This is a genomic window from Pseudomonas sp. ARP3 (assembly GCF_001029595.1).
Lineage (GTDB): Bacteria > Pseudomonadota > Gammaproteobacteria > Pseudomonadales > Pseudomonadaceae > Aquipseudomonas > Aquipseudomonas rhodesiae.
The window spans coordinates 67,279-81,828 of the sequence record NZ_LEKF01000011.1 but is presented as its reverse complement, the minus strand read 5'-3'; the positions used below and the strand labels follow the sequence as shown (position 1 = coordinate 81,828).

7 protein-coding genes are annotated in these 14,550 nt (G+C 57.6%); 2 read left to right on the top strand and 5 right to left on the bottom strand.

All coding sequences use genetic code 11. The annotated features are described in order from the left end of the window. Window positions 1-42: 42 nt before the first annotated feature. A complete protein-coding gene (locus tag ABX75_RS14715; protein WP_144419302.1) occupies window positions 43-3,840 on the top strand; it encodes a hypothetical protein in 3,798 nt (1,265 codons plus the stop codon). Window positions 3,841-3,898: 58 nt separating this feature from the next. On the opposite strand, the gene ABX75_RS14710 is transcribed toward ABX75_RS14715, so the two are convergent. The 5 genes from ABX75_RS14710 to ABX75_RS14690 form a co-directional block, all read right to left on the bottom strand. Beyond that, window positions 3,899-4,276: a response regulator gene (locus ABX75_RS14710; RefSeq protein ID WP_034097949.1), complete on the bottom strand. Its 378-nt coding sequence runs from the start codon at window positions 4,274-4,276 to the stop codon at window positions 3,899-3,901. 79 nt (window positions 4,277-4,355) lie between these two features. Then, window positions 4,356-5,549: a hybrid sensor histidine kinase/response regulator gene (locus tag ABX75_RS14705; RefSeq protein WP_034113754.1), complete on the bottom strand. Its 1,194-nt coding sequence runs from the start codon at window positions 5,547-5,549 to the stop codon at window positions 4,356-4,358. Then, window positions 5,543-6,142 (bottom strand): chemotaxis protein CheB, encoded by a 600-nt coding sequence (locus ABX75_RS14700; protein ID WP_034113756.1) that lies wholly within the window; start codon window positions 6,140-6,142, stop codon window positions 5,543-5,545. The genes ABX75_RS14705 and ABX75_RS14700 overlap by 7 nt, the downstream gene beginning before the upstream one ends. Then, window positions 6,139-6,969 (bottom strand): protein-glutamate O-methyltransferase CheR, encoded by an 831-nt coding sequence (locus ABX75_RS14695; RefSeq protein ID WP_371263992.1) that lies wholly within the window; start codon window positions 6,967-6,969, stop codon window positions 6,139-6,141. The genes ABX75_RS14700 and ABX75_RS14695 overlap by 4 nt, the downstream gene beginning before the upstream one ends. Next, window positions 6,970-10,467, bottom strand: a complete 3,498-nt coding sequence (locus ABX75_RS14690; RefSeq protein WP_034113758.1) for a response regulator — start codon at window positions 10,465-10,467, stop codon at window positions 6,970-6,972. It lies immediately after the preceding gene. 282 nt (window positions 10,468-10,749) lie between these two features. Here ABX75_RS14690 and ABX75_RS14685 point away from each other — a divergent pair, with 282 nt between their 5' ends. Then, window positions 10,750-14,352 (top strand): hypothetical protein, encoded by a 3,603-nt coding sequence (locus ABX75_RS14685; protein WP_047882183.1) that lies wholly within the window; start codon window positions 10,750-10,752, stop codon window positions 14,350-14,352. Window positions 14,353-14,550 lie beyond the last annotated feature (198 nt).

The following is a 14,550-nucleotide window of genomic DNA, read 5'->3' as shown; positions in this document are numbered from 1 at the left end:
CCCTTCCCCTGTAGCCCCTGAAATTACTTGAAGAGCCGTGCGATGATTGATAATTCCACACCGTCTAACCTTTCACTCCCTCTCGTTTCTCCCCTCATCACGCCAACGTCACCCGCGGCACCTAGTCCACTTATTCGAAATGAGCGCACCGACACCGAAGCAACGCCTCAGGATGATGGAAACAGTGTGCTGGCTTTGCTGTTTGCCAAAGCATTAAAAGCGGGGGCGACGGACGACGGCTTTCCCGAGAATATCGATAACATTCCGAAAACATCGACCTTCGGCCAGTGGTGGAGCGTTTTGCACAATGCGTTGAAGAGTCCGCCGTTTCTCAAGTGGGCCCTGGAAAAAGGCATTGACCTGTCAAAGCCTATGGAAATCTTCCCTGCCCGTGACTCGATCTCTTTTACAGTCAACGGGAAGATGCAAAAGTTCTCGGGCCCCGATCAGGGGCATAGCTGGGCAGAAGTCACGGGGCCGATCATGCGAGCCGCAGAGGTGCTTAGCCCTGAACGAAAGCCATTGAACCTGGAATCTGCACACAACAGCACATCGGCGCCCTTTGAAGTGGTTGCACACTTTCACAACGAGCTTCATAGCACGCGGTCAATGGAGTCAATCAACACGCGCGCCGCCGAACTTGAACAGAGTAAAACCTTGCGCTGGATCCCTGGCAAAGACTCCAACGATTTGGCATCTGAAAGCTATTCGACACGACTGCAGAACGAAGCAACCAAGCTGGGCGATGCTCAAAACAAGTATCTACTGGCGCGCGAACTTCTGCCCATTATTTTGAAAAATGACGAAAACAGTGAAACCTATAAAGATTTGATGTACCGCACGAAGCTGTCGATTTATGAACGAAGAAGATTGACACCAGAAGCGGCCAAAGCTCAATTGCAGCAAAACATCCTAAATGCCCTGAAAAACACCACGATCAGCGTGAACCCTGACTCTGCATACGCCAAGTCAATGCCGGGCAACTCGGGAACTACCGTATCGTTGGAAAAGTTCATCACTGATAACGGTTGGACGATTCCCAAGACCACTGATGAGATTGTTAATTTTATTGACGTATTGATCAGTCACGCACCGAAGCAACCGTCCAACGGAAACTTCGGAGGTGCAATGGACTGGCCGATCCCATTGAGCGGCATCAGCCCCGCACGCCTGACTTCTTCGCTGACGGATAAAAGTCTTGGGCTGTCCAGCCTGGACGCGTATGACTCAAATAAGGGCGTATTGGACTACCTAACGACGGACCTGCACTTCTCGACATCACAACTGCGTCATCCGCGCAAGGTGATCGAAGACATCATTGGCTCGCGCAAGGGCGAGGCCCTGGGCAAAGCCCTCCAAGATAAATTTGGCGGGCTGTCGACCCCCACAAGCGTCAATGACTGGACGTTGGCCGCCATCCACGCCACCCTCGATCCTGAAAGTACCGTAAAACCCAGCCGCACCCGGGTTGCAGGGTTTGACCTGGCGGACGCCAAACAGTGGGGCAAACACCCTTCGGAAATTTTGCAAAACTTGGCATATCACTTGTCCGGCTCGGGGCGTGTGAGCCACAAACTGGCCCCCGTTGCCGCCCACCTCTTAATGGCGCGCCGGGCTCCTGAGTTTCTGGTCAGGGATATTCCCGCGAATGTGCCCTACGGCTCCCATTCGTGGGTGAGTTTCAGTACGGCGGTCGCCCGCATTGAAGCTGAGCGACCTGGGGCCTCCTCCACGTTGACATATGGCGAAATCATGGCGCGGGCGGAGCGCGCGCCTATCAGTGTTGCGGACCAGGCTACCGAGTATTCCGCTCAGACCGACGCACTTAAAGACTGGGGCGTCGCCAACGGAATCATCCCGCGAAACCCAGAAGATACTTACACTGAGACGCAGATGACGACCGTCCGCGCGGCCTATGATGCACGGGTCAGAGAGCTGAGCGCAGCCTCCCAGGCGCAAGCCACGCCAATGCCCTCGCGCAAGGAGATGGCTCTTCAAGAGTTGAAACGCGTATATGGCGACAAAATACCGTTTGAAAAGAAGTGCATCTCGTCATTCCCTGAACAGCGGGAGTATCCCGGCCCCTACTCAGTGGTTGATCTGTATTTGGAGGGTCGCCTTCTCAACCCGCCCGGTTTCGATTGGCACTCGTCCGATAGCAACGTATCGATACGACCTATCCAAGTACAGGCTGGACAATTAAAAGACGTCAATAAAGCCTTTAAGGAGGAGCTTCCAAATTACTTTAAAGGCATGAAGCAAGCCGTGGCCAGCCAAGTAAAACACTTGATATCGACGCAGCCGTTGGAAGTGCGCAAGGATTTCGAGTTCGGCGCCATCACTGTGATGCGCGCAGATGAACTTTATTATGAAAACCAGTACAACTTCTACGGCAACCTTGTTGGTCGAGCGCAAAAAACCAAGGAACGAAAAAATAACAATCTTCTGATTCGCACTCGGCGTAATGGTAAAACTCGTACATATGAAATCGATATGAAGCGCGGCAGTATTTCCCAAACGGCTATTGGCAGTGAGCCTGGCTACTATCCGCCTAGGGCAACCGAGCCCCATACAAGGTTAGTAGAAATAAAACCGACCGGCACACACGCACCCGATATCGCCGACAGTAAACCGCACGCCGACCATATACCGGACAACTTCAGCAGCGAACGAACGCGCTACATTGCGCAAGCGTTTGTGGACGACGCGAATATTGAAAAATTCGAAAAAGAAGCCACCGGCCTTACAACATTTGAGAGTGAAGTTCCTTTCTATAAGAAAGGCCGAGAGGCGATGCTCAACCTCATTCCCTTGAGATCGGCGATTAGCAACTTTCAAAAGGGCAAGATTGAAGCCGGCGCGCAGGATCTTGTGTTTGATGTCTTTGGCTTCTCTCTGGCGCTCGGTGCGGCGGCTAAGAGCGCCAAAGTCCTGCAAACCGGTGCGTCCTGGGCTGAAAAGGCCGCGCGCGCGGTGAAAATCGTAGGTAGAGCCGCCATTGGAAGTCTTAATCCATTGGGCGCGCTGGGTGATGCGGCTCGCTTGGCCCAACGCGGTGCCGTTGCCGCAGGTGGTGGGTTGAAGCGGCTATACACAGGGCTCAGCAAGGCCGACACCCTTGCACAGACGTTAAAGCCCGGGATTGCCCAGGGCACCTTGAAAGCAGCCAATGGTATCGACGACATCAGTGTAATCGCCAAACTTGATGAAACGACGGGGAACTGGCATGCGTTAGACCCTCGTACGCAGCAAGCTTACGGGTTGCCGCTCGACAATTTTCAGCCCAAAGTTCTTGGAACTGACGAGTTTAAAAAAAATGTCGATTTTTTGTATAAAAATGTAGACAGAGTAACAGAAAGCTATATCTGTCACACCATCGCTCTGCGTGTCATGCAAGCAGATAAAAAAATTACCGACAAAACATTCCAAATACTTCGGAGCCAGACGACTGCCCCCATTAGCCCGCTCTATTACAAACTTATGGGGGTCAGCCCCGACAACCTTAAAAGCACCCTCAATGCCGCCGATATTACCGAGTCCGGGATAGTCACTTTTGTCCATCGAAACGGTAGTAACAAAGGAAAGATCGCTCACTCCGCTTACATCCATAAAGCAGATAATGGCGAACTCACCTTTTTACACACCAATTCATTGACACTGGATGTTCACCTTACGCGGAAATCTGGAAAAGTGGAAACCGTGGGGTCGGCAAATACTTACCGGTTCGGCGATGAGCAATTCGAAGGTCTTCGGAATTTCTTGAATGTAGGGCAAGGTCATGACGTCACATTCACACCTGCCAGTCAAATCAACGCCAGAGTGATGGCGCAGGCCAGTTAAATTCACACATGGGAATTCAGGCTCAGCAAGAGCCTGAATTACGCCCAAGCGACTTTGCTCAGGCCAACAAACGCTGGATATGCTCTTGCAGCGTATCCAGATCAAACGGCTTGGCCAAGATCGGCGCATTGCGCGTGATCGGGCTGTCGCAGTCGAGAATTTCCTGCGGGTAACCGCTGATGAAAATGACCTTGAGTTCCGGGCGCAACTTGATTGCAGGCTCGGCGATCTGCACGCCAGAGATGCCACCCGGCAGTCGATAGTCAGTCACCATCAGGTCCAGATGGGGTTTGGTGGCGAGGATTTCGAAAGCCTGTTCGCCGTTGATCGCCTTCAATACCCGGTAACCCAGGCCCGCCAGGTATTCACCCAACACAAACATAATGGACTCGTCGTCTTCGACGATCAGTACGACATCTTGTGCATCTTCACTCATGGGAAGCCTTTGTCCGGTCAATTGCTGCAACTACGACCATAGGGTCACGTAGAAGGTTGCGTCGAGGCGACGATTGAGTTCACGCCGCCGGTTCAAGGGGCAAACACACGCGAAACAGAGCGCCCTCGCCTATCCGGCTCTCGACTTCGATGGTGCCGCCGTGGGCCGCGACGATCTGCTCGGAAATAAACAGCCCCAAGCCCAATCCTGCTGCAACCTGACTGGCCGATACACGCTCGAACTGTTGGAAAATGCGCTTCTGGTTTTCCTCGCTGATGCCGATACCACGGTCGCGCACTTCGACCCGCGCCTCGCCGTGTTCGCTGTACACCCGCACGTCCACCGGGCTCTTGGCGCCGTAGCGCAGTGCGTTGGTCAGCAGGTTGGTCACCACCTGCTCGATTCGGAACTCGTCCCAATGCCCCACTACAGGACCTTCGGCCGATAACTGCATGGACGACTCAGCGGCGGCGACTTGCGGAGCGAAGTTCTCCACCAAGTTGCTGACCAGTTGCGCCAGGTCGAAGCGCGCCGGGCGAATTGACAGTTTGCCGGTACGGATACGCGACACATCGAGCATGTCTTCGATCAGACGGATCAGGCTGCGGATCTGGCGCTCATCGCGATCGACCATGGCGTGCATCTTGTCCAGAGTGAACGCTGCGGCGTTGTCTCGCGCCAGGTGCATCTTGCGCAGCTGGGTTTCCAGGATCAGGCCGTTGAGGGGCGTGCGTACTTCATGGGCGACGATCGACATAAAGTCATCGCGCATGCGCACCGCCTGCTCCAGCTCGGCTTGAGTGGCCTGCAAGCGGTTGAGCAGCAGTTCCTGTTCGCGGCGGCTGCGTTCCAGCTCTTCGACCTGCAATTTCATCGCCTTGCTCTGGCGATACAGGTCGACAAACACATTGACCTTGCTCTTGACCGCATGGATATCCAGCGGCTTGTGCAAGAAATCCACCGCGCCACTTTCATAGCCCTTGAATGCGTAGTTGAGTTCTCGGCCAGCGGCGCTAACAAATACGATGGGGATGTTCTTGGTCTTCTCGGTGCCGCGCATCAGCTCGGCCAACTCAAAACCATTCATGCCGGGCATCTGCACATCGAGAATCGCCATGGCGAACTCATGCTCCAGCAACAGGGACAACGCTTCGTCGGCGCTCAATGCCTTGAAAACCTGGCGATCCTCGCGCTTGATTAGCGCTTCGAGGGCCAGCAGGTTTTCCGGCAGATCGTCGACGATCAGCAGTTTGGCCTGGACAGTACTTAACATGGGGAAGATTCCAGCAAAACCAGCAATGAGCCTATCCGGCTCAAAGTCAGAATATGGTCAGGTGTCTGCAACGCCAGGGCTGCACGGGGCATAACGTCCACGCGTGCTTCCGCTGGGTCCTGTACAACAGTGGTGCCGTGTTGCTGTTTTACGTAGGCCAGTCCCCTTGCGCCGTCCTGGTTGGCGCCGGTCAGCAGGATCGCCAGCAGCCCGGGGCCGTAAGCATCCGCCGCCGAGGTGAACAGAAAATCGATGGACGGACGCGAGTGATGTACACGCTCTTCCTGGCTCAGGGACAGGCTGCGATCCTGCTCCACCGACAAGTGATAGCCGGGGCCGGCGAAGTACAAGGTACCGGGCTCGATGGATTGCTTGTCCTGGGCTTCGCGCACCGGAATGCGCAGGCGCCTGGCGAACACTTCGGCCAATTGGCTGCGGCGTTCATCCGGTAAGTGCAGCACCGCGATGATGGGCAAGCCGAAGCCGTTAGGCAGTTCGCTGAAAATACCCAACAACGCTTCGACGCCGCCGGCGGACGCGCCGACGACGATGGCTTCAATCCCGCGAATCGGGCTGGCTGCAGCGTCGTTCATGATTTGCGGTAGATCCGTTCCTGCTTGACCAAGGGTTCGAAGTGTTTGTTATAGCCGGAGAAATCCAGGGTTTCCTTGCTGCCCAGCACCAGGAAACCGCGATGGCATAGCGACTCATGAAACAATCCGAACGCTCGGTCTTGCAACTTTTTATTGAAATAAATCAATACGTTACGACAAGAAATTAATTGAGTTTCTGAGAAGACACTGTCGGTGGCCAGGCTGTGGTCGGCGAACGTCACGTTTTCCCGCAATGTCTTGTCGAATATCGCGTAATCGTATGCCGCCGTGTAGTAGTCGGCAAACGAACGTTGCCCGCCTGCCTGCTGATAATTGGTGGTGTAGGCCCGCACGTTCTCCAGGGAAAAAATGCCCTGTTTGGCTTTGTCCAAGGACGCTGGGTTGATATCGGTGGCGTAGATGATCGTACGCTCCAGCAAGCCCTCTTCGCGCAGCAGGATGGCCATGGAGTAGACCTCCTCCCCCGTGCTGCAACCGGCGATCCAGATCTTGATCGACGGATAGGTCTTGAGCAGCGGTACCACTTCCTGGCGGATCGCCAGAAAGTGCGACGGGTCGCGGAACATCTCGCTCACCGGGATCGTCAGGAACTGCAATAACTGCATGAACGCCGCCGGGTCATGCAACACCCGCTCCTGCAGCGCGGAAATGGTGGCGCAGTCGAACTGGCGCATGGCATGGGCCACGCGACGTTTGACCGACGCCCCGGAATAGTCGCGAAAGTCATAGCTGTACTTGAGGTAAATCGCCTCGATCAGCAGGCGCAGCTCAATATCGCTGCTTTTTTCCAAAAAACTTCGCTCCACTTAAATGCGTTCCATCTTCGGCAGCCATACGCGAATCAACGAGAACAGACGATCCAAGTCGATCGGTTTGGCCAGGTAATCATTGGAGCCGGCCGCGAGGCAGCGCTCCTGGTCGTCTTTCATGGCCTTGGCAGTCACAGCGATGATCGGCAGCTTCTTCCAGCGCGGGTCCTGGCGGATCAGCGCCGTGGCCTCGTAGCCGTCCATCTCCGGCATCATCACGTCCATCAGCACCAAGTCGATGTCCTCGACCTCATTGAGGCGGTCGATGGCTTCACGGCCGTTACGCCCGATCACCACCACCGCGCCTTTGTGCTCCAAGGCGCTGGTCAGGGCGAAGATGTTGCGTACATCGTCGTCTACCAACAGGATTTTGCGCCCTTCGAACACCTTGTCGCGGCTGCGGGCGGTCTTGAGCATCTTCTGGCGTTCATGGGACAGCTGGGATTCGACTTTGTGCAGAAAGAGTGTGACTTCGTCCAGCAGCCGCTCCGGCGAGCGGGCGCCCTTGATGATGATCGAGCGCGAGTATTTGCGCAGTTCGGCTTCTTCATCGCGGGTCAGGTTGCGCCCGGTGTAGACGATCACCGGCGGGAACGAGCAGATGTCCTCGGTGGCCATGCGTTTGAGCAGCTCGTTGCCGAGCATGTCCGGGAGCTTGAGGTCGATGATCATGCAGTCATAGACGTTGCTGCGCAGCAGTTCGAGAGCTTCCTGGGCAAAGCCTACGGCGGTGATCTCGATGTCATCGTCGCCGATCAGGCGGGCAATGCTGTCGCGTTGCAGGTCATCGTCCTCCACCAGCAGCACGCGTTTGACCTTTTGCGTCAGCTTGGCTTCCAGGCGCGCGAACACGTCCTTGAGTTCTTCACGGGTGGTGGGCTTGACTGCGTAGCCGATGGCGCCCATGTGCATGGCGGCCTCGACCCGGTCTTCCACGGAAATCACATGCACCGGGATGTGCCGGGTGCTGGCGTGTTCCTTCAGGCGTTGCAGCACGGTCAACCCGGAATGGTCCGGCAGGCGCATGTCGAGCAGGATCGCGTCGGGGATGTATTGCTCGGCCAGGTTGTAGCCTTCGTCGGCGCCGTGGGCGACCAGACATTGGTAGCCCAGCTCATGGGCCAGGTCGAACAGGATGCGGGCAAAGTTCGGCTCGTCTTCCACCACCAGGATGCAGCGCGTGGTGAACGGGGCCTTGTCGCGGTCGTCGGCAAAGCGCGGGATCTGCTCGGCATCGGCCACCGGTAAGGGCGAGACCTTGACCGGGACCGGCGCAGGTGCTGCAACCACTGGGCGCGGCGGTTCGATGGCCTGGGGCTGTTCCTCGTGCTCGACGTACTGTTCCGGCAACGTCAGGGTAAACACACTGCCCTTGCCCGGTTCGCTGGTGACGTGGATCGAACCACCGAGCAAGGTGGCCAGGTCGCGGGAAATCGACAGGCCCAAGCCCGTGCCGCCGTAACGGCGGTTGGTGGTGCCGTCGGCCTGGCGGAAGGCTTCGAAGATGCTCTCTTGCTGGTCCGGGGCGATGCCGATCCCGGAATCGCGCACCGTGAATACAATCCCGCCTTCGGCCGCGCCGGACACCGACAGGCTCACCTGGCCCTGCTCGGTGAACTTGATCGCGTTGGACAGCAGATTCTTGAGGATCTGCTCCAGACGCTGGCGGTCGGTGAACAGCATGGCCGGCGCCCCCTCTTGCACCTCCACCTGGAAACCCAGCTTGCGATCGGACGCCAGCGGTTCGAACATCCCCCGCAGACCGTCCACCAGACGTGCCACGCTGGAATTTTCCGGGCGTACTTCGAGCTTGCCGGCTTCGACCTTGGAAATATCCAGGATGTCGTTGATCAGGTTAAGCAGATCGTTGCCCGCCGAGTAGATCGACTCGGCAAACTTGACCTGCTCGGCACTGAGGTTTTCCTGGGGGTTTTCCGCCAGCAATTTGGCCAGGATCAGTGAACTATTGAGTGGCGTACGCAGCTCGTGGGACATGTTGGCGAGGAATTCGGACTTGTATTTGCTTGAACGCTGCAACTCTTCGGCGCGGTCTTCCAGCTCCAGTTGGGCCTGGTTCAGCTCGATATTCTTGCGATCCATGGCGTCGCGCTGCTCAGCCAGGGTCTGGGTCTGCTCGGCCAACTGCTCGTTGGTCTGCTCCAGTTCGGCTTGTTGGGTCTCCAGATGAACCTGAGACTCCTTGAGGATGCGCGACTGTTCTTCCAGCTCTTCGTTGGCGGTCTTGAGCTCTTCCTGCTGGACTTGCAGCTCCTCGTTGAGCTGCTGGGTTTCGGCCAGCACCTCCTGCAAACGCTGGCGATAGCGCGCGGCCTCGATGGACGTGCCGATATTGCCGGCGATCAGCTCCATCAATTCCGTATCGCGCTCCTGTAGCGGGCGCAGGAAGCCCAGTTCGATTACGCCGTTGATGCGATCATCGTCACTGGTGGGCATTACCAGCACGCTGCGGGTAGCGCCTTCGCCCAGGCCCGAGCTGACTTTGAAGTAATCCACCGGCACATCGTCCAGGCGGATCAGGCGGTCCAACTGCGCGGCCTGGCCGACAATGCCTTCGTCGCTGTAGATCGCTTGCTCCTGCTGCTCCTGCTCGCGGGAGAAACCGTAGGTGGCGATGCGCTTGAGGCCGCCATGTTCTTCGCGCACATACAGTGCGCCGACCACCGAGCCCATGTATTGGGCAAAAAACTGCAGGATATTGCGTCCCAGCATGTTCAGGGTCAGTTGCCCCAGCACCTGCTCGGCCAGTTCGGTCTGGCCATTACGCAGCCACGCTTGCTGCTCCAAACGCCGAGCAATCTTCTGCTGTGACGCGAGGTTTGCGCTGTAACTCTCTGAAAGAGCTACTAGATTTTTACGCCCGACATAGGCAAGAAAACCGCTCAAACCCAGTACGAATACCAGGTACAGGCCAACGCTGATCACTGTGGTGCGGGTCACGTCGGCATTGCGGGTGATCCGGAACTGCTGCTCCATCGCCACCGCTTCGTCGTACTCCTTGCGGATCTCATCGGTCAGGCGCTTGCCACGTCCGGCCTTGACGGCGCTGCGGTAGTCCCCGCTCTGGCGCTGCATATCAATCATCGTCTGGGCGTACTTGTTCCACTCCAGTTGCAGCGCCTCCAGACGCTTGAGGCGGTCGACCTGTTGCGGGTTATCGGCAACCAGTTCCTGCAGGTTACGCAGGTCGGACATGATCCGCGGTTTGGCCACCTCGTACGGATCGAGGAAGTGCTCGTCGCCGGTAATTAGGAAGCCGCGCATGCCGGTTTCCTGATCGACTGTCAGCTTTGACGTCTCATTGAGGTTATTGATGACCCGATCGGTGTGCTCCACCCACTGAATCACCGACAGCAAATAGGTGATCAGGCACACGAAAAACACCGCGCTGAGCACGCCCACACCCAGGGGCAATGCCACGTTTCGGCTCAGGAGGGTACGAAAGCTCTTTTCATCGACGGACGAAGCGGGAGTCATGGGCATGCCTTGGCCAAATACGGAAAAACGGGGAGTTTGCCCCAAACGTGGCAGTGAGGGCTATGTTTCTGACGCAACGAGCGGAACAAAACCTGGCGGTTAGCCACCTTTAGCGCCCTCGCCGCGCGATGTTTGCTCGTATTTATCTACATATAGGCTGACAACTTGGGCAAACGGTTCTGCGGAACGCTCTTGTCTGCAACGGACACCTAATGACACGCCTCGGGTACAGGGATGTTCGTCAACAAGGCACTTCCAACCATGACCAACAGGTAGCCCGCGATGAATGCAGTCAACACCCCACGTTTGCCCACTCCCTCTGCCCTGGTAAATCCACCATTGGCATCGGTTTCCCGATTACCGTCGGGCGCGAGCACGGCTCAGGCTCTTGCAAAGCCTGAACAGTCCTCCTCTTCCGGCACGCAGAGCCTGCAACAGGCCCTGGCCGACCAGCGTAACTGGCACGAATTGGCACAGGCGCTCTTCAGCCTGGTCAAGGAACTGCCGGCGGACGCCGATGAACAGGCCGTGGCTGCCGCGTTAAAAGCGCGGTCGATGCCGCGCCACCGGGCCTCTGGCACTGCTACCACCGTGAACCTTGACGCGTTTATCAACGAACAACGCCTGGCGCAGCCTACCCGCCGCCACTACGTTGTGTACTTGGCCGAGGCAGTGGCCCAGCGGGCACTGCAGTCGCCCCTGGGCAATTTCGGCGGTGGGCTGTCCTGGCCGATCCCCTTGAGCGTTGCCGACCAGAGCAAAATCGGCACGCTGGTGGACAAAAATACTGCAGGTCTGCCCGGTCTGCCGCTGGAGGATACGCGCAAAGGTGCCCTCGGTTATCTGCTCGAACAGACCCCGTTGTCCGATGCCGAGCTGCGAGACCCGCCCAACGCCCTGGCAAAACTGGTGGCATCCCCTCGCGCCCAGGCGCTTGGCCAGGCGATCCAGACCGAATTGGGTGGCGCTGACACCCCTGGCAGCGTCAATGACTACGTGCTCGCGGCCATCAACATGGGCCTGGACCTGGACTCGATGTTCGTCCCCCATCGCAACCATGTGGCCGGATTCGATCTGGCCAGTGAGCAGCACTGGGGCAAGGCGCCGTCCGATATCGTCAACCGGCTCAGCCTGCACTTGGTCAAGGAAGGTCGCGCCACCCATGCAACAGCGAGGTTCGCCGCGCACTTGCTACTGGCGCGGGTGGCGCCGCAACTGCTCGTCAAAGAGATACCGGCCGCGCTCACCTATGGCAGCCAGGCCTGGGCCAGTTTCTGCATCGCCGCAGCAGCGGTGGAGGCGCAAGCCCCGGGGACGGTAGCCAATATGACGTTTGCGCAAGTCATGCAGGCAGCAAAAGGGTCCGGCGCGTTGGCCCCCGAAGGTGCGCAGAGAGGGGCTTTAGTGGACTGGGCGGTGGTCAACGGTATGTTGCCCAAGCGCGAGAACGACAGTTACACCGCTGATGAGCTGGACAGCGCCAGAAGCGCCTATAACGCCCAGCAATCCGAACGACTCAACGCCTCGGCCCAACTGAGTAGCGAGCTGCCCAGCCGCAAACAGATCGCGTTGCAAAAGCTGCGCGAGGCCTTTGGCGATAACGTACCGTTCGAAGAAAAACTGCTGAGCGTAGACGATACCAGCACCCCCTATCAGGGGCCGCTCTATGACCCGAATCGACGACCGGCCGGGCGGTACTCGCTGCTCGACATCGCCATGATGGAGCTGCGCGATTACACCTGGAAAACCACCGACCCGCGCATTCCTATCGCAGCGGTCAACGCGCCGCTCGCGCTGGGCGTGAACAAGGCGTTCAACGAGCAGTTCAAACAGACCATCGATTCACACAAGCAGGGCTTGGGGACGCTGGTCAAACAGCTCGTCTCCCAGTTGCCGCCTGCCGACCGCCAGAATCTGGCGCACGGCAAACTGGAGTTCTTTCAGAAGAAAACCTATGAACTGGGACTGGATTTTACCTCTCGCACCCTGCACCACACGGATCGAAAGCTGTTGATCAAGGCCACCGGCGCGGACGGCGTGACGGTGTATGAAGTGGATAGTAAGCGCGGCACGATCAATAAGGTGCCCGAGAGCGAACTGACCCGGCGCCGGGAGCGCAACGCCAATCACGAAGAAAAAATTGAGGCGTTCGTGCCCAAGAGCGTCGCAGCCGGCGATTTTGCGCTCAAGCCCGCGGATGGCACGCTGGCACCAGCCACCTTTACCTCGGCGCGCACTCAGTCGATTGCCGATGCGTTTGTGGAACACCTCGATATCGACAATGCACAGGTGGTCAAGCAAGCCAAGGGGGTCACCCCTCTGGACAAGCAAAATGAGGTGGAATGGAAGCTCGCGGATTTTTTCTTGAACCTGGTGCCGCTCAGGTCCGCTATCGTCAACTTTCAGAATGGCAACTATGCCGATGGCGCCACGGACCTGGCACTGGACATGTTCAGTTTCGTGACCGCTGGAGTGGGAACGGCGGGCAAAGTGGCCAAGGCCGTCAAGAGTTCGGCGTCGACGACGGTCAAAGCCCTCAACACGGCGAAGGTGATCGGTGCCGCCGCCATCGGCGCCTTCAACCCCGTGAGCGGGGCCGGCGACTTACTGGTCGGGGCTGCACGGGTTACGCAGGCGGTAGGGCGAACGATTGCCAAAGGCACACGTGCCGTGGCTAACACAGGGGTGTCCCTGGTCACCCAAGGGGTCAATGCCCTGCGCGGCGCAACGGGCGCGTATGACTTGGTCCGGGCCAACAAAGGCTACGCCACGCTATCGGCGGGTACGTTCACCCTCGCGGACCGAACTGTGGAGACCACCGCAGTGCTGCACAACAACCAATGGCATGCCTACGACGTTGCCCGGCAACAGCCGTACGGCCCCGCCTTGGCGGACTTCAAACCTGCGGTGCCGCCAACCCGAGATACGCCGCTCCACGGCTTTTTCGACCGCATTTACAACCTGCTCCAGCCTGAAAACGCTCAAAGCGCTGTCACCCGCCTGACCAAGGAGGAGCATAAGAACTTTATCGCCAAATATAACCACGGCATGCGTAAGGAAAACCGTGCAGCCTTTGACCAAGGTTTCGACTACGGCAATCCGAGTGATATCCCCGGTTATTCACCCAACCTGAACATTCCCGATCTGCAGCGCCTGTCGCAGTACTGTTTCTCTCCCGAAGACATGGGCACATTGGCCAAAGCCATCAAACAAAAAGCTATCGCGGAATCTTTCCACCGCCTGGCGTACTTTGAAAAAGATATCGCCGCAGCAGGCGGGCATTTGCATCGGATGCCCCAGGACTTCTATCTCAGCCTGGTCAATATGGGCTCCGAGGGCGAATGTGCAGGCATTTCCAACGCCATGGCCCTTGCCATCGGCACCGGTAAAGAACACACGCTGCTGAGCAATTTCTACACCGCCGCCGCTAACCCGAACGTGCCAAGCAATGCCGCTTTTATCAAAAATATAGAGACCCTACAAAAGGTCACCGGCACGGAAACCCTTTATCACATGGGCCAGACGCCTCGGCGTGTGCCCTATACCACGATTATCTCGGAGTTGGCCAATGCCACCGAATCAACCACGCTTAGAGTCGCATCGGAACACCACGCGCTGCTCGCGGGTGTAAAGGTCGACGGTGCGAGCAAGCAATGGTTCTATTTCGATCCCAACTATGGGTACGTCACGTTTGATTCGCTGGATTCGATGAAGAATGGTCTGGAGCGCACCTTGAACAGGGGTACATCGCCCTATCGACTTGACGCCTATAAGCGCGATTCCGCTGTTCCCGAGTATCAGATAAGTCAATTCTCCCCCACAGACCTGACCCCAGACCGTACGGGTAATGTCGACGTATCGAGCCTCTCCACTGCGGTCCTATAAGCCGTGCCTGCGGCCCCGACGTTGCTGCACCCAGCGCGCCGGGGCCGACTTGCTGCCGCGCATCATCCGGGCAAGACATTCGCGCAGACTCCCGTCACAATACGCGCGCCAGGGGAACTTGCTGCGATCGACACGACTCACTAGAGGATGGTCTTTGCATTCACACGACCTGCACCTCCAATTTTCGGGAAACCTCAC